Source organism: Pseudomonas sp. DWRC2-2 (assembly GCF_049897885.1).
GTDB classification, from domain to species: Bacteria; Pseudomonadota; Gammaproteobacteria; order Pseudomonadales; family Pseudomonadaceae; genus Aquipseudomonas; species Aquipseudomonas azotoformans_A.
Genome location: NZ_JAFCXD010000002.1, coordinates 772292 through 793168 on the forward strand (window position 1 = coordinate 772292; position 20877 = coordinate 793168).

General features: G+C 60.7%; 27 protein-coding genes and 1 tRNA gene. 13 read left to right on the top strand and 15 right to left on the bottom strand.

Annotated features, from left to right (window positions below):
- The first annotated feature begins 91 nt into the window (after window positions 1-91).
- On the top strand, window positions 92-1240 hold the full coding sequence (yiaY, locus tag ACP7EW_RS12120; protein ID WP_314525745.1) for an L-threonine dehydrogenase: 1149 nt from the start codon (window positions 92-94) through the stop codon (window positions 1238-1240).
- Here the strand turns inward: yiaY and ACP7EW_RS12125 are convergent.
- Window positions 1207-2394 carry an MFS transporter gene (locus tag ACP7EW_RS12125; RefSeq protein ID WP_426217237.1) on the bottom strand — a complete coding sequence of 396 codons (1188 nt, stop codon included), beginning with the start codon at window positions 2392-2394 and terminating at the stop codon, window positions 1207-1209. The two genes, yiaY and ACP7EW_RS12125, sit on opposite strands and share 34 nt — an antisense overlap.
- A gap of 94 nt (window positions 2395-2488) precedes the next feature.
- Here ACP7EW_RS12125 and ACP7EW_RS12130 point away from each other — a divergent pair, with 94 nt between their 5' ends.
- From ACP7EW_RS12130 to ACP7EW_RS12150, 5 genes are all read left to right on the top strand, one after another.
- A complete protein-coding gene (locus tag ACP7EW_RS12130) occupies window positions 2489-3163 on the top strand; it encodes an NAD(P)H-binding protein (RefSeq protein WP_426217239.1) in 675 nt (224 codons plus the stop codon).
- Window positions 3163-4071 carry a LysR family transcriptional regulator gene (locus ACP7EW_RS12135; protein ID WP_033902688.1) on the top strand — a complete coding sequence of 303 codons (909 nt, stop codon included), beginning with the start codon at window positions 3163-3165 and terminating at the stop codon, window positions 4069-4071. The genes ACP7EW_RS12130 and ACP7EW_RS12135 overlap by 1 nt, the downstream gene beginning before the upstream one ends.
- Window positions 4072-4160: 89 nt before the next feature.
- Window positions 4161-5354 (top strand): CaiB/BaiF CoA transferase family protein, encoded by a 1194-nt coding sequence (locus ACP7EW_RS12140; RefSeq protein WP_426217241.1) that lies wholly within the window; start codon window positions 4161-4163, stop codon window positions 5352-5354.
- The gene (locus tag ACP7EW_RS12145) at window positions 5351-6292 is read left to right on the top strand and encodes a hydroxymethylglutaryl-CoA lyase (RefSeq protein ID WP_426217244.1); all 942 of its coding nucleotides are present in this window, start codon (window positions 5351-5353) and stop codon (window positions 6290-6292) included. Before ACP7EW_RS12140 ends, ACP7EW_RS12145 begins: the two co-directional genes overlap by 4 nt.
- A 59-nt stretch (window positions 6293-6351) precedes the next feature.
- Window positions 6352-7683: an MFS transporter gene (locus ACP7EW_RS12150; protein ID WP_016975128.1), complete on the top strand. Its 1332-nt coding sequence runs from the start codon at window positions 6352-6354 to the stop codon at window positions 7681-7683.
- Here the strand turns inward: ACP7EW_RS12150 and ACP7EW_RS12155 are convergent, their stop codons facing one another.
- Entirely contained in the window at window positions 7684-8172 is a 489-nt protein-coding gene (locus ACP7EW_RS12155; protein WP_426217246.1) for a DMT family transporter, read from the bottom strand. It abuts the gene before it with no gap.
- 77 nt (window positions 8173-8249) lie between these two features.
- On the opposite strand from ACP7EW_RS12155, the gene ACP7EW_RS12160 reads away from it, so the two are divergent.
- Window positions 8250-9158, top strand: a complete 909-nt coding sequence (locus ACP7EW_RS12160; RefSeq protein ID WP_426217248.1) for a LysR family transcriptional regulator — start codon at window positions 8250-8252, stop codon at window positions 9156-9158.
- A gap of 7 nt (window positions 9159-9165) precedes the next feature.
- Here the strand turns inward: ACP7EW_RS12160 and ACP7EW_RS12165 are convergent, their stop codons facing one another.
- Window positions 9166-9450, bottom strand: a complete 285-nt coding sequence (locus tag ACP7EW_RS12165) for a type II toxin-antitoxin system RelE/ParE family toxin (protein WP_033902682.1) — start codon at window positions 9448-9450, stop codon at window positions 9166-9168.
- A complete protein-coding gene (locus ACP7EW_RS12170; RefSeq protein ID WP_177114963.1) occupies window positions 9440-9679 on the bottom strand; it encodes a CopG family ribbon-helix-helix protein in 240 nt (79 codons plus the stop codon). Before ACP7EW_RS12170 ends, ACP7EW_RS12165 begins: the two co-directional genes overlap by 11 nt.
- 104 nt (window positions 9680-9783) lie before the next feature.
- On the opposite strand from ACP7EW_RS12170, the gene fos reads away from it, so the two are divergent.
- The 3 genes from fos (at window position 9784) to ACP7EW_RS12185 (ending at window position 11537) form a co-directional block, all read left to right on the top strand.
- Window positions 9784-10194: a fosfomycin resistance glutathione transferase gene (gene fos / locus ACP7EW_RS12175; RefSeq protein WP_426217251.1), complete on the top strand. Its 411-nt coding sequence runs from the start codon at window positions 9784-9786 to the stop codon at window positions 10192-10194.
- Window positions 10195-10248: 54 nt separating this feature from the next.
- A complete protein-coding gene (locus ACP7EW_RS12180) occupies window positions 10249-10890 on the top strand; it encodes a LysE family translocator (RefSeq protein ID WP_033902680.1) in 642 nt (213 codons plus the stop codon).
- Window positions 10891-11009: 119 nt separating this feature from the next.
- A complete protein-coding gene (locus ACP7EW_RS12185; protein WP_016975135.1) occupies window positions 11010-11537 on the top strand; it encodes a DUF4142 domain-containing protein in 528 nt (175 codons plus the stop codon).
- A gap of 54 nt (window positions 11538-11591) precedes the next feature.
- Here the strand turns inward: ACP7EW_RS12185 and ACP7EW_RS12190 are convergent, their stop codons facing one another.
- The 5 genes from ACP7EW_RS12190 to ACP7EW_RS12210 form a co-directional block, all read right to left on the bottom strand.
- Window positions 11592-12017 carry a low affinity iron permease family protein gene (locus ACP7EW_RS12190; RefSeq protein ID WP_028619315.1) on the bottom strand — a complete coding sequence of 142 codons (426 nt, stop codon included), beginning with the start codon at window positions 12015-12017 and terminating at the stop codon, window positions 11592-11594.
- Between the two features lie 81 nt (window positions 12018-12098).
- Window positions 12099-12599 carry a methylated-DNA--[protein]-cysteine S-methyltransferase gene (locus ACP7EW_RS12195; protein WP_426217254.1) on the bottom strand — a complete coding sequence of 167 codons (501 nt, stop codon included), beginning with the start codon at window positions 12597-12599 and terminating at the stop codon, window positions 12099-12101.
- A gap of 79 nt (window positions 12600-12678) precedes the next feature.
- On the bottom strand, window positions 12679-12999 hold the full coding sequence (locus ACP7EW_RS12200; RefSeq protein WP_426217255.1) for a hypothetical protein: 321 nt from the start codon (window positions 12997-12999) through the stop codon (window positions 12679-12681).
- Window positions 13000-13001: 2 nt separating this feature from the next.
- Window positions 13002-13412, bottom strand: coding sequence for a type II toxin-antitoxin system HicB family antitoxin (locus tag ACP7EW_RS12205; RefSeq protein WP_426218053.1), 411 nt, complete (start codon window positions 13410-13412; stop codon window positions 13002-13004).
- A 136-nt stretch (window positions 13413-13548) separates the two neighbouring features.
- Window positions 13549-14433: a LysR family transcriptional regulator gene (locus ACP7EW_RS12210; protein ID WP_426217257.1), complete on the bottom strand. Its 885-nt coding sequence runs from the start codon at window positions 14431-14433 to the stop codon at window positions 13549-13551.
- Between the two features lie 95 nt (window positions 14434-14528).
- Here ACP7EW_RS12210 and ACP7EW_RS12215 point away from each other — a divergent pair, with 95 nt between their 5' ends.
- From ACP7EW_RS12215 to ACP7EW_RS12225, 3 genes are all read left to right on the top strand, one after another.
- The gene (locus tag ACP7EW_RS12215; RefSeq protein WP_426217259.1) at window positions 14529-15692 is read left to right on the top strand and encodes an MFS transporter; all 1164 of its coding nucleotides are present in this window, start codon (window positions 14529-14531) and stop codon (window positions 15690-15692) included.
- Complete coding sequence (locus tag ACP7EW_RS12220; RefSeq protein WP_426217261.1) at window positions 15689-16855, top strand: MFS transporter; 1167 nt, start codon at window positions 15689-15691, stop codon at window positions 16853-16855. The genes ACP7EW_RS12215 and ACP7EW_RS12220 overlap by 4 nt, the downstream gene beginning before the upstream one ends.
- Window positions 16856-17180: 325 nt before the next feature.
- Window positions 17181-17420 carry a DUF6124 family protein gene (locus ACP7EW_RS12225; protein ID WP_426129646.1) on the top strand — a complete coding sequence of 80 codons (240 nt, stop codon included), beginning with the start codon at window positions 17181-17183 and terminating at the stop codon, window positions 17418-17420.
- A gap of 78 nt (window positions 17421-17498) precedes the next feature.
- Here ACP7EW_RS12225 and ACP7EW_RS12230 read toward each other — a convergent pair whose 3' ends face one another.
- From ACP7EW_RS12230 to ACP7EW_RS12255, 6 genes are all read right to left on the bottom strand, one after another.
- Window positions 17499-17804, bottom strand: coding sequence for a DUF6482 family protein (locus ACP7EW_RS12230; protein WP_426217263.1), 306 nt, complete (start codon window positions 17802-17804; stop codon window positions 17499-17501).
- A gap of 23 nt (window positions 17805-17827) precedes the next feature.
- A complete protein-coding gene (locus tag ACP7EW_RS12235; protein ID WP_426217265.1) occupies window positions 17828-18352 on the bottom strand; it encodes a DUF3833 domain-containing protein in 525 nt (174 codons plus the stop codon).
- 185 nt (window positions 18353-18537) lie between these two features.
- Window positions 18538-18611: transfer RNA gene (locus ACP7EW_RS12240), tRNA-Gly, on the bottom strand.
- Window positions 18612-18721: 110 nt separating this feature from the next.
- Entirely contained in the window at window positions 18722-19606 is an 885-nt protein-coding gene (locus ACP7EW_RS12245; RefSeq protein ID WP_426129640.1) for an alpha/beta fold hydrolase, read from the bottom strand.
- A gap of 305 nt (window positions 19607-19911) precedes the next feature.
- The gene (locus tag ACP7EW_RS12250) at window positions 19912-20604 is read right to left on the bottom strand and encodes a 16S rRNA pseudouridine(516) synthase (RefSeq protein WP_426217267.1); all 693 of its coding nucleotides are present in this window, start codon (window positions 20602-20604) and stop codon (window positions 19912-19914) included.
- Complete coding sequence (locus tag ACP7EW_RS12255) at window positions 20604-20816, bottom strand: cysteine-rich CWC family protein (protein ID WP_426217269.1); 213 nt, start codon at window positions 20814-20816, stop codon at window positions 20604-20606. The genes ACP7EW_RS12250 and ACP7EW_RS12255 overlap by 1 nt, the downstream gene beginning before the upstream one ends.
- Window positions 20817-20877 lie beyond the last annotated feature (61 nt).

The following is a 20877-nucleotide window of genomic DNA, read 5'->3' on the forward strand; positions in this document are numbered from 1 at the left end:
AGACTTTATCACGGCTCGGCGTTGATCCTGATCAAGATACGGAGGCTGGAGCAGGTTGATGCTGTAGGCATAAAGCCTCTGAGGATTGACCATGAGCAGCACCTTCTTCATCCCCGCCGTGAACATCATGGGCATCGACTGCCTCGACGAAGCCATGACCGCCATTCGCAACTACGGCTTTCGCAAGGCGCTGATCGTCACCGACGCCGGCCTGGCCAAGGCAGGCGTGGCGAGCATGATTGCCGAGAAACTTGCGATGCAGGACATCGACTCGGTGATCTACGACGGCGCCAAGCCTAACCCGAATGTGGAAAACGTCGAGAAAGGCCTGGCGCTGTTGCAGGAAAGCGCCTGCGATTTCGTCGTGTCCCTGGGCGGCGGTTCACCCCATGACTGCGCCAAGGGTATAGCGCTGTGCGCCACCAACGGCGGGCATATCGGTGACTACGAAGGCGTCGACCAGTCCGCCAAACCGCAACTGCCGCTGGTGGCTATCAACACCACCGCCGGCACCGCCAGCGAGATGACCCGTTTCTGCATCATCACCGACGAAACCCGCCACGTGAAAATGGCCATCGTCGACCGCAACGTCACGCCGCTGCTGTCGGTCAATGACCCGGCGCTGATGGTTGGCATGCCCAAGGGCCTCACTGCCGCCACCGGCATGGACGCGCTCACCCACGCCATCGAAGCCTACGTGTCCACCGCCGCCAACCCGATCACCGACGCCTGTGCCATCAAGGCCATCGAACTGATCAGCGCCAACCTGCGCTTGGCGGTGCGCGATGGCAGCGACATGGCCGCGCGGGAGAACATGGCCTATGCACAATTCCTCGCCGGCATGGCCTTCAACAACGCATCCCTGGGTTTTGTACACGCCATGGCGCACCAATTGGGAGGTCTCTACGATCTGCCCCACGGCGTCTGCAACGCGGTGTTGCTGCCCCATGTGCAAAGCTTCAACGCCAGCGTCAGCGCCAAACGCCTGAGCGACGTAGGCCGTGCGTTGGGTGCCGACGTCAAGGGCGTCACCGATGAAGAAGGCGCCCAGGCCGCCATCGCCGCGATTCGCAGCCTGGCCCATGATGTCGAGATCCCGGCCGGACTGCGCGAGCTGGGCGCCAAGTTGCAGGACATTCCCTTGCTCGCGACCAACGCGCTGAAGGATGCCTGTGGGCTGACCAACCCACGGCGGGCGGATCAGCGTCAGATTGAGGAGATCTTTCGCAGCGCATTCTGATCCGCGTGGCAGCGGGCGACGCACACGCATGCAGCGCCCGCCAACACCAGGCATAAAACCGCCAACGGCCACGCCTGCTGACTCACCAGCAGGCTCGCCACACCGCCGATCAACGCGGCCATCAGCTGATGCATGAAGCCGCTCAAGGCCATGGCGTAGGACCCGCTCACCGGCGCTTCATCATTGGCCACGGACAGGCTGATCGGATAACTCATCGATTGCCCGAACACCGCCAGGCAATATGGCAGCCACAGCAACATGGCGAGCCCGCTGGCGAACAGACTGCCGAGCAGCATCACCGCCGTTCCCAGCAATACCAGGGTGACGCCCCAGCCCATCATCCTCAGCCGACCCGTACGAGCAACGAAGCGATTAACCATCAACGCCCCCGCGAGATACGCCGCGCTGATCGGCCAGCCCAGCCAACCATATTGCGCCGCGCTCCACTCGAAACGGCCCTGCAGGATCAGCGGCGCGCAGGTGTTGAACGCGATGATCACCCCGTAGCCCAAACCACCGGCCAAGGCGGCGTGCAGAAACGGCGGATGCCGAACGATCGTGGCGTAGACGCGCCGGGCGCGGACCCGTAAGTCGACTTTCACCAGCGTCGGGAACGTTACGCGGTGCAACACCAGCATCAACCCAACCGCGCCAATCGCCAACCCATAGAAGATCGCCTCCCAGCCGAACGCCACCTGCAACAATGAACCGGCGAACTGCCCGATACCCAAGGCCACCACGAAGGTCATGCCCAGCCACGACAAACCCTTGGCCAACAGCGCACCCCTGAAACTGTCGCGCACCAACACCCGCGCCATCACCGAAACACCGCCAGCGCCCAAGCCTTGAATCAGCCGCAATGACAGGAAGGTTTCAACGTTGAACGCCAAGGGGATTGCTGCACTGGCCAGCGCATACACGGTGAGTGCAGCCAGCAGCACGGGCTTGCGCCCAAAACGCTCACCTAGGCTGCCCCATAGCAACATCGGCAAAGCCATGCCGACCAAGTAAATCGCCAGGGCCAGGGCAACATGGTCTTCGGCGGCGGGGAGGGCGTGGGCAATGGCCGGGACGGCGGGCAGGTAACTGCTGATGCCGACCTGGGCGAGGAAGGCGGCGCTGCAGGCCAGGGCAAGGGTGGTGGTATTGTTCAAGGGCCGACTTTTCCTTTTTCAGCGGTAAGCTACAAGCTGATAGTGTGTTTGTCTCTAACGTGCGGCTAATCGTTTGTAACCAAGGAACCAACCCATGAGAGTTCTGTTATTCGGCGCCACCGGCATGGTCGGCCAGGGCGTGCTGCGTGAGTGCCTGTTGGCCGCCGACGTGCAGGAAGTCGTTGCTGTCGGCCGCACAGCCCTGAGCCAGGAACACGGCAAGCTGCATCAGGTGTTGCACAGCGACATGCTGGATTTCCAGCCGCTGGAAAACCTGTTGCAAGGCTTTGATGCGTGTTTCTTCTGCCTCGGCGTTTCGTCGGCGGGGATGAATGAAGTCAAGTACACCCACCTCACCTACGACCTCACCCTGGTCGCCGCCAGCACCCTGGCGCGGCTCAATCCGCAGATGACGTTTATCTATGTGTCCGGCGCCGGTACCGACAGCTCCGAGGCGGGCAAGTCGATGTGGGCGCGGGTCAAGGGCAAGACCGAGAACGCGTTGCTGCGCCTGCCGTTCAAGGCGGTGTACCTGTTCCGTCCGGGCGTCATCCAACCCTTGCATGGCGTGCGTTCGAAGACTCCGCTTTACCAATCCTTCTACTCGGTGCTTGGCCCCCTGTTGTCGTTTGTGCGGCGGCTGAAACCGGGTTGGGTGGTGAGCACCGAGACAGTGGGCCGGGCGATGTTGCAGGCCGCGAGCCAAGGCGCGCCGCAGCCGGTGGTGGAGCAGGCCGAGATCAATCGGCTGGCCAGCGAGCGTCGCTGATGCTGCACAAGAGCCTGGTACGGCGGCTGGACCTGATCACGCTGCAGCTGTTCGTCGCGGTGTTTGAGGAAGGCACGCTGACCCGCGCCGCCAACCGCGAAGCCATTGCCGTGTCGGCCGCCAGCAAGCGCTTGATGGAGTTGGAGCAGGTGCTGGGCGTCAGCCTGTTCGTGCGGCGGGCCAAGGGCATGGACCTGACGGCCGCTGGTGAAACGCTGTTGCACCATGCGCGGCAGATGCTGTTCAACGTCGAGAAGATGGGCCTGGAACTGGGCGAACACAGCCACGGCGTACGGGGCTACGTGCGGATGCTGGCTAATCTGTCGGCAATCATTCAGTTCCTTCCGGAAGACCTGCGGGATTTTTCCGAGCGGCATCCCGAAGTAAAAACCGACCTGGAAGAACGTCCCAGCAATGGCGTGGTGCAAGGCGTGCTGGACGGCGTGGCGGACCTGGGCATCTGCTCCAGTGACACCGACACCAAAGGCCTGCCCAGCGTGACCTATCGCCACGACAAGCTAGTGGTGCTGATGCCGGCGGACCACCCGCTGGCAGCGCGCAAAACCCTGGCGTTTGTCGATACCCTGGACAGTGATTACGTCGGCCTGCACGCCGCCAGCTCCATCAACATGCGCACCCACGCCGCCGCGCGCGAGGCGGGCAGGATGCTGCGCCTGCGCATCCATGTGCCGGGGTTCGATGCGATGTGCCGGATGGTCCAGGCGAACATGGGCATCGGTATCCTGCCGCAGAAAGCCTATGAGCTGTTTGGTCGTGCACTGGGTTTGCATGCCGTGCCGCTGACGGATGACTGGTCGGATCGCAGCTTGATTTTGGTGGTGCGTGATGAGGCGCAGTTGTCGCCGGTCAGTCGGTTGCTGTTCGATTATCTGAGTGTTCGCGTTTAGCGAACGCTCCTTGCCAACTGACGGTTGGATTTCTCCTGCACCTGGCCTCTAGTCTTGGCATCACATTCCAAGAATAAGAGGTACACCCCATGACGGCTCCCCTGAGCGGTATCAAGGTGATCGAGATCGGCACCCTGATTGCCGCGCCGTTCGCCGCCCGGCTGATGGCCGAGTTTGGCGCCGAGGTGATCAAGATCGAAGCCATGGGCCAGGGCGACCCGCTTCGCAAATGGCGAAAGCTGCACGAAGGCACGTCGCTGTGGTGGTACCTGCAATCGCGCAACAAGAAGTCGCTGGCGCTGGACCTCAAGTCGCCGGAAGGCCTGGATCTGATCAAGCAACTGCTCGGCGACGCCGACGTGCTCATCGAAAACCTGCGGCCCGGTGGCCTGGAGAAACTCGGCCTCGGTTGGGACGTGCTGCATGCCCTCAACCCCAAGCTGACGCTGGTGCGTATCTCTGGTTATGGCCAGACCGGCCCTTACCGCGATCGTCCGGGCTTTGGTGCGATCGGCGAGGCCATGGGCGGCATTCGCTACACCACGGGTAACCCGGATTCACCGCCAGCGCGAGTGGGCGTGAGCCTGGGCGATTCCCTGGCGTCGTTGCACGGTGTGATCGGCGCGCTGATGTCGCTGCTGTGGGTCAAGACGGGGCAGGGCGATGGGCAGATTGTCGATGTGTCGCTGGCCGAAAGTGTGTTCAACCTGATGGAAAGCCTGGTGCCGGAATACGACATGCTCGGCCATGTGCGCGAACGCAGCGGCGGCGCCTTGCCGGGCATTGCGCCGTCCAACACCTACCTGACGGCCGACGGTGCCTATGTGGTGATCGCCGGCAACAGCGACCCGATCTACAAACGCCTGATGCTTACCATCGGCCGTGCCGACCTGGCCGAAGCACCTGAATTCGCCCACAACGATGGTCGCGCCGCCAAGAGTGGATTGCTCGACGCCGCGATCACCCACTGGACCAGCAGCCTGCCCATCGACCAAGTGCTCAGCGCGTTGGAAGCTGCCGAAGTGCCGGCCGGACGTATCTACTCCGTGGCCGATATCGTCAGTGACCCACACTACCAGGCGCGTGACATGTTGCTCACTGCGCAACTGCCCGGCGGTGTGTCGGTGAAGATGCCGGGCATCGTGCCCAAGCTCTCGGAAACCCCCGGCGGCGTGAATTGGCAGGGCCCGACGTTGGGCCAGCACACCGACGCTATCCTCGGCGATCTGGGTATGACGGTTGCCGATATCCAACGCCTGAAAACCTCGGGAGTGGTGCAATGATTGCTGATTATTCCGACGCGCTGATCGTGCAAGAAGTGTCGCCGCGCGACGGCCTGCAGATCGAGCCGACCTGGGTCGAGACGGCCGACAAGATCGCCCTGGTCGACCAGCTGTCCCTCGCCGGTTTTTCGCGGATCGAAGCCGGTTCGTTCGTCTCGCCCAAGGCCATTCCGGCGTTGCGTGATGGCGAGCAAGTGTTCCAGGGCATCGAGCGCAAGCCGGGTGTGATCTACGTAGCGTTGATCCCCAACCTCAAGGGCGCACAGCGTGCCATCGCGTCCCGCGCCGATGAACTGAACCTGGTGATGTCTGCCAGCCAGACCCACAACCTGGCCAATATGCGCATGCGTTGCGAAGCGTCATTGGCGGCGTTTGATGACATCGTTAGTTTTGCCCGCGATTACCCGGTAAGGCTCAACGGCAGCATCGCCACCACCTTCGGTTGTCCGTTCGAAGGCAAGATTGATGAAGGCCGCGTGTTGCAGATTGTCGAGGCGTATCAAGAGCTAGGCATCCAGGGCATCAGCCTGGCGGACACCACTGGCATGGCCAATCCGCGTCAGGTGGCACGCCTGGTCAAACGCGTGCTGGAGCGTGTGTCCGCCAGCGATTTGACCTTGCATTTCCACAACACGCGGGGCCTGGGCTTGTGCAATGTGCTGGCCGCCTATGAAGCCGGCGCCCGGCGTTTTGACGCAGCGCTGGGGGGCTTGGGCGGTTGCCCGTTTGCGCCGGGGGCGTCGGGCAATATCTGCACCGAAGACTTGGTTAACCTGTGTGATGAAGTCGGGATTCATACGGGTATCGACCTGCCGCACTTACTGCACATGTCTCGCCGCTTGCCGGGCTTGTTGGGACACGAACTGCCTGGCCAGGTGGCCAAGGCCGGACGCAACTGCGATCTGCATCCACCGCCTGCCTACATCGCCACGCTGTAACACCGCACCAGACAACAAAAACAATCGGGCGCCTGTGAGCAGCCCGCTGGAGAGAAACCATGAGCACTAATACGTTGGAGGCCGGCGCGCGCCCGGCCGCTGAAATCGATGCCGAAAAAGCCCTGGTCAGCAAGGTCGCCTGGCGCCTGATGCCGCTGATCATGGTGTGCTACCTGTTCGCGTTTTTTGACCGGATCAACATCAGCTTTGCCAAGTTCCAGTTGCAGGCTGACCTGAGCCTGAGCGACACCGCCTACGGCCTGGGGGCCGGGCTGTTTGTGGTGGGGTATGTGATCTTCGAAGTGCCGAGCAACATGATGCTGTACAAGGTCGGCGCCCGACGCTGGATTGCGCGGATCATGATGTCGTGGGGGCTGGCGACGGCGGCCATGGTGTTTGTCACGGCCGAGTGGCAGTTCTACGGCCTGCGCTTCATCATCGGCGCGATGGAGGCGGGTTTTGCGCCAGGCGTGCTGTATTACCTGACCTTATGGTTCCCGCAGCATTTCCGTGGGCGCATCACCTCGATGCTGTTCCTGGCCTCGGCCTTTGCGGGTCTGGTGGGCGCACCGTTCTCCGGCCTGGTGCTGGAACACCTCGACGGTGTCTTCCAGATGCGCGGCTGGCACTGGTTGTTCCTGCTCGGCGGCTTGCCGTGTATCGGCCTGGGTTTCCTGGTGCTGACCTTGCTCAAGGATCGCATCGAAGACGCCCACTGGCTGACGGCGGCGGAGAAAGCGTTGTTGTCGAGCCGCATCGCCAAGCATGAGCCGAACCAGCACGGTGGCTCGCTGTTGTCGGCGATCCGTATTCCTGGTTTCCTGATGCTCGGTTTCATCTACTTCCTGATCCAGGTGGCGTCCTACGGCCTCAACTTCTGGGCGCCGCAGTTGATCCGCAGCGCCGGCACCCAGAGCCCGGTCATGATCGGCCTGCTCACGGCGATTCCCTATGTGTGTGGTGCCATCAGCATGGTGGTGATCGGGCGGCTGTCGGATGCCACGGGCGAGCGGCGCAAGTTCGTCTGTGGGCTGGTGGTGCTCGGGGCGGTGGGCTTCTTCAGTGCCGGTATTTTTGCCGATCACACCACCTTCCTGATCATTGCCCTGGGGATGTTGGGCGCGGGCATCATCGCTTCGATCCCGACCTTCTGGACCCTGCCACCCAAGTTGCTGGCAGGTGCTGGCGCCGGCGCGGCGGGTGGTATTGCGGTGATCAATACCCTTGGTCAGTTCGGTGGCATTGTCAGCCCGGTGATGGTGGGGCGGATCAAGGACCTCACCGGCAGCACCACGCCGGCGCTGTATGTGATTGGCGTGTGTGCACTGTTGGCGGCGGCGTTGCTGCTGTGGGGCCTGCCGCAAAAACTGCGCACCCTCGATAAGGGCTGATCATCCCGCGGTTGCCAACGCACGGGCCGGTGTGGCGCTGAACTGAATCAACACCACGCCGCCGATCAACAACAACGCCCCCAGCACGCGGGGCGTTGTCAGTTGGCGCTCCACCAGGCCGAACAGGCCGAAGTGATCCAGCACCAGCGACGCCAGAATCTGCCCGGCCATGGCCAGCGCGATAAATCCCGAGGCGCCGAGCTTGGGCAACAGCATCAACGCCAGGGAAATAAAACACACGCCAAACGCGCCACCGGCCCACATCCACAACGGCGCCTTGCTGATAAACGCCAGGCTCGGCAGCGGCAGGCGCAGCGCCAGAATCACCGGCAGTAACACGATGATACTCACCAGCAACGACGCCAACGTGGCCCACAGCGGATGGCCGAGGCCGCGTCCGAGGTTGGTGTTGATCGCACTTTGAAACGGCACCACCGCGCCGGCGATGACCGCCAGCGCCAATAAGCCCACCCAATGCAGCGTTGTCATGTCGAATCTCCCAGAGGTTTTTCTGGACTCTAGGCTATTCGTCGAGCAAATTTAAATTCCAAGTTCTTATGCCGAGCATGCAGCTGATGAATGATCTGCGCCGCATCGACCTCAACCTGCTGGTGATCCTCGACGCCTTGCTCAGCGAGCAACACGTCACCCGTGCGGCTGAGCGTTTGCACCTGAGCCAGCCGGCAGTCAGCCATGCGCTGGCGCGTTTGCGTGACCTGCTCGGTGATGCGCTGCTGGTGCGCCAAGGTGGCAGCCTGGTGCCGACTGCCCGCGCGCTGGAGTTGGCCGCGCCACTGGCCGAAGCCCTGGCTCAGGTGCAGGCGTTGCTGGCGCCGAATCGCTTTGACCCGGCGTCGGCCAAGCGCAGGTTTCGCGTGGCGATGTCTGACTACAGCGCGGCGATTTTCCTACCCGACCTGGTGCGAGTGCTGCGCCGCGAAGCACCGGGTATCGACCTGCAAATCATCCAGGCCAGCCGGGAGGGCATGGTGGACGGGGTGCTCAATGGCGATCTCGACCTGGCGGCTGGCGTATTCCCCGACATGCCCGCCGAACTGCGGACTACGCCATTGTTCGAAGAGCACTACACCTGCCTGGTCGACCGCGACAGCCTTCCAGCAAGCGGCACACTGGATCTGCCCACCTACCTGTCACGTCCCCATGTATTGCTGGAAATGCGCGGCAGCGGCACGCCGGAAATCGAGCGGGCGCTGACAGCGATTCGCGAGCGTCGGCATGTGGCGATCAGCCTGCCGCACTGGGGCGTGGCGCCGCAGTTGATCCGCGGCACGGACTTGATCCTGACCGTGTCTTCCCGAGGCTTGCTAGCTGTTGATCAAGAGGATCTGCTGGCGGTCTCGCCGCCCTTTCATATTCCGTCGTTTGCGTTCGAACTGGCGTGGCATGCACGGCGGGGTGGGGATTCGGGGTTGCAGTGGTTGATTGGGCGGGTGCAGGGGGTGTTACAAATCTGAGCCTTCATCACCAGGATGCGGGTGGCTGGCGCCGGGTATGGAAGATCCGCATGACTTGCAATCGGCCCCCTCGGATGCGATACGGGACAATGTAGGGCCATCTAGGCACGACCCATTCGCGAGTCCCTGGCACGCGTCCCTCTTTTCCCATCGCTGGAAACTCAGCAATCTGTTGGAGCCCAGTCAAGATCGCCTGGACAAATTCATGGGCAGCTTTTGGATTTTCTTCGGCAATGTAAGCCGCTTCATCGTCAAGGTTCCTGAGGGCTGCCCTCAGCCACTCAACCTGCATTGGCGCGCCATTTATCAGCGACAGCTTTTACCTCGGCAGCGGTAGCGAAATCACCCGCATCCGCTTCTTTCAATGCTTTTTGAATTTCCTCAATTTGCCAGGCTTCGCGCGTGAGGTATTCGCGTAATGCGTCAACCGCCAGAAAGGATTTGCTGCGCCCGGTGGCCTTGGCGAGACTGGCAAGCGTATCGGCGATATCTTCCGGTATACGTAGGGACATGACAGACATGACGACCTCGTTGTAGTGACATGTAGTGCAACATACTACATTGTCACCGCGTCCCTGGTTTCCCCCGTTCGTCAGGGGGCGCTCCGATTGTGAAAGGAGTATCCATGCTCTCTGGCTTCAACCACCTGACCCTGGCCGTCACCGACTTGCCGCGCAGCATCCACTTCTACCATGAGCTGCTGCAACTTCACCTCGATGCCACTTGGGACTCCGGCGCCTATCTCTCACTGCCGGGGCTCTGGTTATGTTTATCGCTCGATCCACTGCGCGATTCGAAGCCGGCCGCCGATTACACCCATTACGCGTTTACCGTGGCGGCGGCTGATTTCACCAGGTGCGTAGAGCGCCTGCGAGCGGCGCAGGTAGAAGAATGGCGCGACAACCGCAGTGAAGGTGCCTCGTTCTATTTTCTCGACCCCGATGGCCACAAGCTCGAAGCCCACGTCGGCGACCTGGCCTCAAGGCTGCAAGCCTGTCGCGCCAAGCCTTATGCCGGAATGACGTTTTACCCGTAGCGCGGGAACGTGCAGAATCCATCCACCTCTTAACCCTCCGTTTGAGTCGCGCCCATGACCCCATCCTTGCTGCTCGCCGTCCTCGCTTCAGGTTTCATCTACGGTATTACCCCGGGGCCGGGGGTGTTGGCCGTGTTTGGTATCGGCGCCGCCCGTGGTCGTCGGGCCGGGGCGGGTTTCTTGTGCGGGCATCTGCTGGGGGATGTGGTGTGGTGCTCCACGGCGCTGATCGCTATCGTCGGCGCGCGGGAAGTGGGCAGCAGTGCGTTTGATGTGCTCGGCGTACTCAGCGGCCTGTACCTGTTCTGGCTCGGCTGGCGCGCGATTCGCACTCAGCGTCGCAGCAGTGATGCGCCCCAGGGCGCGGCACGGCATCCGTTCTGGCATGGCATTCTGTTCGGCCTGACCAACCCCAAGGCGTACCCGGTGGCGGTGGCGACGTTTACGGCGTTGTTGTCGAGCCGTGCCGAGTTGCTGACCTGGTCGATGCTGCCGTCGTTGATCTTCCTCAGCTTCGTCGGCGGCCTGCTGGCCTACGCGATCCTGATTGGCGTGGTCGGCGCGCAGAGGGTGCGTACGGTGTATCAACGCCATGAAATCCTGATCACCAAGCTCTGTGGTGTGATGTTTATCGGCTTCGCCATCAACGCCCTGGCGCACGCGTTGCCGGGCCTGTTTGGCAGCAAACCCGCTTGATTTGACGATGACCGTTCGTCGCACTGGCGAGTTTTTTCTAAACCTTTGCCGCCCTGAAAATTCGAATTGAGGGCGGGGGGTGTTCCCCCGCCCTTATTTTCAGCCTGGAGGAACCCATCATGAGCCGCATGGCTATCCGGTTACGCACCGCCAGTTTCGCGATGCTGCTGGGCCTCGGCGCCAGCAATGCTTTCGCCCAGTCGCCTGCTGAATTCATCGAGCAGGCTTCGGCCAAGGGTATGGCCGATATCGAAACCAGTCGCATGGCCCACGCCAAGACCTCGTCCCAGGAAATCAAGGACTACACCATCGAGGTGATCAACGAGCGCACTCTGGCCAACCAGCACCTGGCGGCCATTGCCAAGAAGCTCGACCTGCCGGTGGCGCCGCGCGAGAAGATCGTCGACAAAGCCGAAACCCTGATGCCCGAACTCAAGGACGGCGACTCGTTTGATGCGGCCTACACCGCGCAGCAGGTGAAGGAAAACGAAGACGCCATCGCGCTGTTCAAACAGGAAGGCGCGGCGTCGGATGTGCCGGAAATAAAAGCGCTGGTCGATGAGACGCTGCCCAAATTGGAAGAGCGTTTGCAGAAGGCTCGCGCCTTGGCGTCGACCTACGGTAAAGGTCATCAAGGCGACGGTTGAGTGCGTCACTTGAAATAAAACAACGGCGGTTGGATCAAATCCAACCGCCGTTTTTTATGCCTGGTTCAAATCGGTCTTGGTCGGTGCCGCATCGTCGGCAGCATGACCGCAACTGCTATTCAGGCTCACCGTACCCGCGTTGCCGATGCTGCGGTATTCCTGGCGCAGTTTCTCCAGCTCTTTGCGGTCCAGGCCGTCCAGGCTGAGCACGGCATTTTGTGCATCCTTGGACACACGCAGCAGTTCGTCGATCTTGATATGCAGAATGTCGTTGTCGCGGTTCTGCGTGTTCTGGATCAGGAACACCATCAGGAAGGTAATGATGGTGGTCGAGGTGTTGATGATCAGTTGCCACGTGTCGTTGTAGTGGAAATACGGCCCGCTCAGGCTCCACGCCAGGATCAACGCCACCGCCGCGTAGAACGTACGCGGGCTGCCGGCCCAACGGGACAGGGATTGGGAGACTGCGGAGAATTTCATGACCGTTTTCCTTGGAAGGGGGTGATGAAATAATGGACCGCAGGGATTCTTTGAAATTTCTTTTTACATTTGCTGAGGCCTTCAGAACGCCAATTCAGGCTGGCCTGTACCTTCCAGCGCCAGCAAATACTGTTTGGCCTCCAACCCGCCTGCAAAGCCGGTCAGCCCACCCGACGCACCAATCACCCGATGGCACGGCGCAATGATCGAGATGGGGTTACGACCATTGGCGGCACCCACTGCGCGTACCGCTTTCGGGTTGCCGATCTGCCGGGCGATCTGGCTGTAGCTGCGGGTTTCGCCGAAGGGAATCGTTAGCAGCGCCTGCCAGACTTGTTTCTGGAAGTCAGTGCCGGCGAAATCCAGTTCCAGCTCGAAATGGTTGCGGGTGCCGGCGAAATATTCCTGCAACTGGCGTTGGGTTTCCACCAGCACCGGGCTTTCAGGCGCTTCGTACAATTCACCCAGGCGTACACGGTTGGCGCGCTCGGTTTCCCACAGGATCGCGCTGAGTTTGCCGTTGCGCGCCACCAGGGTGAGTTGGCCTACGGGGGAGGGCATGAGTTTGTATTCGTAGGGCATGAGCGGGCTCCTGAAGGTGGGTGTAGTGGGAGTCTAGAATGGAGCGTTGATCGACAAACTACGTTTCTTGCGATCAAATTCAGCGCCGCCAGTAGAGCCACTCCGAGAACGCCGGATAAGCGAACAACCACGCGATGTAACCGAGGGCCATCAACACCGAGGGAGTCGATAGCAACACCGTTGAGAGGATATTGAGCAACGTGACCAGCACAGCCGTCACCTTTAACCCCGTACTGGCGTACCGAACCGCGAACCAGACGCCATAGGCTGAAGTCGCAAGGGCTAATAGCACACCCATTCCACCCAGCCTCATCAACGAGATCATCAGCGGCAGGATCAGTACCAGGCCGATCACCTTGTAGGTGGGGTGTCTGGAGTAGCTGGGCTTGAGTAGGAGCATCGTTACCCGTCCTGTTGCAACACTTTAAGCGCCGCCGACGCCAGAAACCCCGAGCGGCTTTTTTCTTCAGGATGATGCAGTACATATTCATCGATGCGGTTCAGCAGGTAGCCCGGCAGCGTGATGTTGAGCTTCTGCGCCTTGCCCAGATACTTGGTGACATCAATGTCCACCACGGCCCAGGTGCAGCCTGCGTACTGAGGATTGGCTGCATGCAGGGTGACCTTCTGCGCACTGGGAATCGGTGCACCGTCTTCCGCCAAGATCTCGAAGTGCCCTTCGATGGCTTCGCGAGCCCTGGCCATGGCGTCGTCCAGGTCGTCACCGGCGGAGTAGCAACCGGGAATATCCGGCACCTCCACACCCCAGGCGTGATCCTCGTCGCCGCTTGAAATTGCAATCGGGTAAAGCATCATTGAACCCTCAAAAGGGTACTTACTATAACCACCAAAGCTTTGTAATCAACGCGACCGCATCCATTCATATTGAACGAATTTTCCGAAAGGAACGTACGAGGGCTCTTTCAAAACCCTTGATACGCTATCTAGGCTATATCACTCTATTTATTACGTTCATAAAGGCTTGGATCAATAAGTTGTGTTCTTGTTTTCGGGTAAGAACTAACAGTTGCGCACACGCATCCACTTCCACCAGAGGCCGGTACGTCACGCCTTTATTCATCAAACTCTGCGTACATGCCGGCACCAACGCCACACCTTGTCCGGCGGCCACCAGCGCAATGATCGACGTGATCTGCCGGCCGGTCGGGCCCGGGCGCAAAGGCTGGCCGTGATGTCGATACAGCTGCTCGATGGACTGGTTGAGCCCCGATCCATAATCCGCCGGAAACAGGATCAACGGGTAGGCACTGAGCTGCGCCAGGTTGACGCTCGGCTGACGGGCCAACGGGCTCTCACTGGACACAGCGGCCACCAACCTTTCTTCGCCCAGGGACAGCGCTTGCACCGCTTCATCTTGCGGCAACAGGCGACTCAAACCGATATCCAGCCGCCCATCCGCCACCTGCGCGCCCAGGCTGCCGGAGGCACATTCCACCAGGGTCAATTGCACATCGGGAAAACGCAGGGCAAACGCCTGGATCGCCTGGCTGAACCGGTCCGACAGCGCGATCGAACTCACGTACCCCAGCGTCAGTTGCCCCGCAGTGCCCGCCGCCAGTTTGCCGGCGATCACTTGCGCCAACTCAACCTGCTCCAGCACACCACGGGCGTAGGGCAGGAACGAGCGGCCTTGCGCGGTGAGGCTGACCGTGCGGCTGGTGCGATCAAACAACTTGAAGCCCAACTCGGTCTCCAGCGCCGAGATCTGGCGTGTCAGCGGCGGCTGCGCCAGGTGCAGGCGAATGGCCGCGCGGCCGAAGTGCAATTCTTCGGCGACCGTCAGAAAGTAACGCAGTTTGCGTAGGTCGAGCATCCTGGTCCTTGGGTATCGATCGGTCCGAAATCGGTATTGGTTTTAGACCTGCCGGCCATTCTATAAAGACCTCACAAAATAAAACGAGAGGTTTCATGAAACCGCGCCTGCATTGTGCCCGTCTTGCCCTGTTCCTGTGTGGCTGCGCGGCGTTTCTCAACCTGTATGCCACGCAGAGCATTCTCCAGACGTTCGCCGCGCAGTTTCACATCAGCGCCAAGGTGGCGGGGTGGAGTATCACCGTGACGACCCTGGCGGTGGCGATCACTGCGCCTTTCGTCAGCCGGCTGACCGGGCGCTTTGAGCAACGCACGGTGATCAGCGCTGCGGCGTTGTTGCTGGCGGTGCCTGCGTTGATGACAGCCTATGCCGACAGCTTTGCCGAGGTGCTGGTGTGGCGGTTTGTGGAGGGCATGCTGATTCCGGTGGTGTTCGCTACCAGCGTGGCGTACATCGGCGACCGCTGGCGTGGCGGCACGGTCACGGAGGTCACCAGTCTTTACGTGGCCGGGACGGTGTTGGGTGGGTTTGCCGGGCGCTTCGTCACGGGTGTGATGACGGAGTACGTGGGGTGGCGCGAAGCCTTTGAATTGATGGCGGTGCTAAGCCTGATGGTGGGTGGGTTTATCCAGTTCCTTTTGCCGGTCAGCCGTGCGCGATCCGTGAGGGGTGAAACTGCGTTTTCGGCGGTTTTTCGCAAGCCTTTATTGGCCGCCTACGCGGTAGGTTTTTGTGTGCTGTTTTCCCAGGTGGCGGCGTTTACCTACGCAGGTTTGTATCTCGGATTACCGCCGTTCAGCCTGGGGCCTGCGGCGCTGGGCACGCTGTACATGGTGTTCCTGCTGGCGCTGATCGTGATCCCTATCGCTGGCCGCCTCAGCAAGGCCCGGCCACATGCTGAACTGCTGAGCGTAGCTGCGGTGCTGGGTATTGCCGGTTCCGCGCTGACGCTGTTGCCCTCTTTGTGGTGCATCGTTGCAGGCCTGGCCCTCAGCTCGACTGGCGTGTTCCTGGCCCAGGCGGCGGCCAACGCATTCACCACCGCGACCGCAGGTGACGACAAAGCAGGCGCCGTGGGCGTGTATCTCACCTGTTACTACCTGGGCGGCAGTTGCGGTGCGATTGTCCCTGCTTTGATCTGGGAGCGTTGGGGCTGGGCCGGGTGTGTGGTGCTGATTATCGCCTTCCAGGTGTTGACCTTGTTGATCGCGCTCACTGGCTGGAAGCCCGTTAAACCTCAACTGATCGCGACGTCATGAACGCCACCTCAAACCGCCGCCGTACCTTGATCGCCGGCTGCAGCGCCCATGCCGTGCATGATGGCCTTACCGATGTCATCTACGTGCTATTGCCGATCTGGCAGGCGCAGTTTGCGCTGTCCTACGCCCAGATCGGACTGTTACGCGGTGCTTATTCCGGGATGATGGCAGTGTTCCAACTCATGGCCAGCCGCGCCGCGAAACGCTGGGGCCGGGTATTGATGCTGGTGGGCGGCACAGCACTTGCCGGTGCGGCTTATCTAATGGTGGGCCAAGCCACTGGATGGGTGATGTTGCTGCTGGCACTTCTGTTAGGTGGCTTGGGCGCCAGCACCCAACACCCGCTGGCCTCTTCGATGATCAGCGACGCCTACGAGGACGGTGGCGGAATCAAGCAGGCACTGTCCCAGTACAACTTTTCCGGCGATATTGGCAAAACGCTGATTCCGGGCTTGGTCGGGTTGCTGCTCACCGTCATCAGCTGGCGTGCCAGCGCCACGTTGCTGGGGTTGCTCGGCTTGGCAGCGGCGGGGCTGCTGTGGTGGCTGGTTCCTGCAAAAGCATCCGAATCCATCTCAACAAAACACACCAAATCCTTCAGCGGAAGTGGCTCCGTCACCGGCCTGCGCGCCTTGATTCTCACAGGCACCCTCGACAGCGCCGTACGCATGGGCTTTCTCACCTTCCTGCCCTTTCTGCTGCAAGCGAAAGGCGCGGGCACTGCCGGTATCGGCTTGGCCCTGACGCTGCTGTTTATCGGTGGCGCATTCGGCAAATTGCTCTGCGGTTACCTGGGGGCGCGCATCGGCATGATGAAAACCGTGTGGCTAACGGAAACCAGCACCGCGTTGCTGATCGTTGCCGCCGTGTATGTGCCGCTGGCCGGGTTGATGGCGATGCTGCCGTTATTGGGCCTGGTGCTCAACGGTACGTCTTCGGTGCTGTACGGCGCCGTGCCGAATCTGGCGGGCGCGGGGAAGCGGGAGCAGGCGTTTGCGGTGTTCTACACCGGCACCATCGGTGGTGGTGCGCTGGCGCCGGTGGTGTTCGGCGGAGTGGGGGATGCGTTGGGCGTGTCGGTGGCGGTGATGGTATTGGCGGGGGTGTTGTTGGTGACGTTGCCGTTGGCGTGGGTGGTGCGGCGGGGGATGATCGATGAGTGATAAATGCAGTATGGGGGTGTGCTCCTGAACCTTGCGGCATTGCCTACACAACCATCAGAATCGTCCGAGTTGTGCGTCTTGGGCGACCTCTTTAAGGTTCGTCTGCCGCTGCCCATCAGCGGTCGGGTTTAGTAGCCCGTTGAAAATTTATCCGGCGTACGGCTGTCCTTACCGTCAGGCACTTTCATGCCTGTGCTTATTGGTAGCTGTACGTAGGGCGTCTTCGGGCGCGCCGGTTTTTTCGGATGAATTTTCCCGGTCTACTAACCTGCGTACAGCTGCCACCCTAACCCATTGGGTGGTGGTCCTTACCGAGGATCAACAGATGTGTAATGACTCATGTAATCCATCCGTAAAACTGTTCAGCGTCCGTCCCGAAGCCAACACCGAAGCACTGCTCGCCAACGCCTACGAAACCATCGCCGGCGCGGGAGCCATGACCAGTGAGTTCGCCGAAACCCTGCCTTCCCAACAGCGCTACCTGGCCCTTGCGATTCAGCAAATGATTGAGTTGGGGCTGATGCTGGTGGAGGCGGCGCAGGACCGCGTGGATCAAGTCGCCTAGGTCGTTTGGCGTACTGAATAGGCTTGCCTTCCCAGGCCGCCCATACCACGGGGGAGGGGAGCCAAAAAATTCCAGATGCTACAGGGACGAGGCCAGCGTAAACGGAATGCGCAATGCGCCGATCGGACCTTCCCGCACACCGCACATTTCATCGTGCACGCAGTGCTGCACCAGCACGCAGGGAAAGGGCGGAACCCGTTGCAACAGGCTGCGCAAGTGCGTGGTTGAGCCGATGCGCAGGGGCTTTGCGTCATCGTCCAGCAATGTCATTTCAGCGTTATCCAGCCTGACACGCGCGATGTAGAAGCCACCTTCCAGTGACAGTAACTCCAGCTCGCGAACTTCACCGTTCAGGGCCAACTCAGTCAGCATTTGCAGCTTCATGTTTCACCCTCTCTGCGGGTCATTCATTGGCGACGAAAGAACAGCGTGACCTGGCCCCATTCGACGCCGAATTTGGTCATGCTGGAGCGGTTGATCAGGGTGTCCTCGTCCATCAGGTACATCCAGTCATCAAAGCTGACCTCGTAGACTGAACCGTCCACCGGCAGGTTGAGCCTGTAGCGCCAACGCAGCGCGTTACCCGCCACTTCGCCGATTGCCTCGCCGACCACATCCCCCGCTCGGCCCTTCCAGCGGCCTGGGTCATCGGGTGTCAGCGTCCACACACGTTGTTGGCGCGTGCCGTCGCTGTACAGAAAACGCTCGTCGAGAATCAAGGCGTTGCCCTCGCGCCGGCTGGCGATAGCTACTTCAAAGCGCTTGGTGACCTCACCGGAACGCTTCTGGAAAATGCCCCAGGCCTTGACGGGCTTGCTGAAGAAACGGTCCAAGTCCAGCTGCGGCTGCTGATCAACGTAGCGCTCGACGCCTACGTTGGCGCAACTGCTCAAACTCAACATCAATACCCATGAAACCAGTAGACGTGTCATGGCTCGCCTCCGTGATTGTGCATCAGCGCGTTCGAAGGATGCTTGTACAAGAATATAGATTTGTACAGGTATTCCCGACCGATGAATGATGCGTCAAATCGCGGCCATAAAAAAACCGGTCACCCAGGACCGGTTTTTTATGCATCTCCCGTCAAACACAACTTGACGCGAAACGAGAATTTGAGTGGAGCGGGTAGAGGGAATCGAACCCTCGTCGGAAGCTTGGGAAGCTACTGTTCTACCATTAAACTATACCCGCTCAGAGCGGCTGACTTTGTACCAGAAGTTCGCAGGGATTTGAAGTTTTTCTTCAAAAATGTGTGGGTTACGTGCTTGTGGGAGCAGGCAAGCCAGCTCCCCCACAAGCGTTCAAATGGCAAAGGCATGCTGCGCCTGACCCTGGTGATAGCGCAACCGGCTGACCTGCCGCTGCGGTTTCAAGAAGCCTACCACCGCCTCCCGGCTGTCCCGGCACGCCGCCTTGTGCTCCATGTCCAGGAAATGCCCCGTCGCTTGAATCGTACTGAAGCTGCTGTTGGCCACATGCTGGCCGAACAGCTTGGCGTCCTGGGCGCTGGTGTATTCGTCCCATTCACCGTTGAGGAACAACACCGGAATGTCGATCTGCTTGGCCGCCTTGAGGTAGCACAGGCGATCACTGTTCAGCACATGGCTGATGTGAAAGTGCATCTGCCCATACTCATGCTCGGCCAGGCTGCTCACGTGCTTGTAGTTGAAGCGCTTGAACAGTGACGGCAGGTGTTTGCCGATGGTGCTGTTGACGAGGTGGCCGACGCGGTCGCGGTCGAGGTTGCCGAGGTAGTCGACGCCGCGCTCGAGGTAGTCGCGCATTGGGGCGTTGATCACCGGGGAGAACGAGCTGATCACGGCCTTCTCCACGCGGCGTGGGCGATGGGCGAGGGCGACCAGAGTGGCGGCGCCGCCCCAGGAAAATGACAGTACGTGCTCGGCGGCGAAGTGGTCGATAAGTTCCAGCAGGAGCTGGCCTTCGACTTCTTTCGTCAGCATTTGCTCATGACGGTTATGGATTTTGGAGCGGCCAGCGTAGGGCTGGTCGTACAAAACTACATTGAATTGCGGGTACAGGCTTTTCACGGTTTGGGCGAAGGATGCCGTGGTGGCCATAGAGCCGTTGACCAGGATGATGGTCTTTGCAGCAGCGTCCGCGCGATAGAACTCCGTGTAAACCCGATACTGACCCTGTATATCCAGCACAGCGATTTCTGGCCTCATGTCGTAAGACTCCTGGCAAGCGGGTAGAGCGCGCAGATCACTCTGCACGAGCTTTGTGACAGGTAGGCATACGCCTGGAAAAGGAGGGCCCATGTCGGTCCGATGACGGCTGGCCGACGGCTGTTGTTATGGCGGGCTGTTTGCCTGAGAGGCCCGTAGATCAAGCGCGGGCGGGGCAAGGTGTTTCTTGGAGGTTATAGGCGACTCGCCAGTCATATTTAAACTGGTGATCCTGATTCAAGCAGCAGAGGTGCGACCCCGCAAGGCGACAGGGCGGTTTTTTGCCATCACCGGCTGAACGGTCGTCAGACCTGTCGGATTTCGTCGTCAGTCAGCGCCCGATACTGGCCCGGCGCGAGGGCCACATCCAGCACCAAAGGGCCCATTCGCTCGCGGTGCAGGCCGATCACCTTGTTATCAAAGTGTCCGAACATGCGCTTCACCTGGTGGTAGCGGCCTTCAACGATGCTCAGCCGTGCGGTGGTCGGCCCCAGCAATTCCAACTCGGCGGGTTGGGTGGTGAGGTCTTCGAATGCGAAGTACAGACCCTCGGCAAAGGTACTCGCATACTCAGGGCCGATAGCCTGCTCGGTCTCCACAAGATAGACCTTGGGCAGTTTGGTCTGTGGCTGCGTCAGTCGCCGCGACCATTGGCCGTCGTTGGTGATCAGCATCAGGCCGGTGGTATTGAAATCCAGACGACCGGCAATGTGCAGCTCACCTTTGTCCGGCTCATCAAGTAAATCCAGCACGGTTGGGTGCTGTGGGTCCGCTGTGGCGCTTACGCACCCCTGGGGTTTGTGCAGCATGAAGTAGCGCGCCGGTTTGCCGGCTTGCAGCACTTCAGCGTCAACGCACACACGGCTGAATTCCCGGACCTCATGGTGAGGATCGCTGACGGCAACGCCATCCACCGACACGCGGCGCTCAATCAGCAACAAGCGAACTTGCTTGCGATTGAAGCGTGGCAAGTTACTGAGGAAGCGATCAACCCGCATTACTTCGGCTCAGTTGCGCGCAACTGCTCATCCACCTGGGCACAGCGCGGGCACAGGCAGGCTTTGTTACGCAGCTCCCTGGGCAGGGCCTCAAGCACCGCTGGATCGATGGTGACGCTGAAGCACCAGCAGGCTTGGTCGGCTGTGCGCGGGTCGGCCAGCGTGCAGTCGTTGCGCGCGCCACAGGCGGGGCAGAGTGTTGGCGTGGTCATGGGCGGGTTCGGGCTGGATCGGGCAAGGTATGCGGTGCACGATACAGGTCCGACCCGGCCC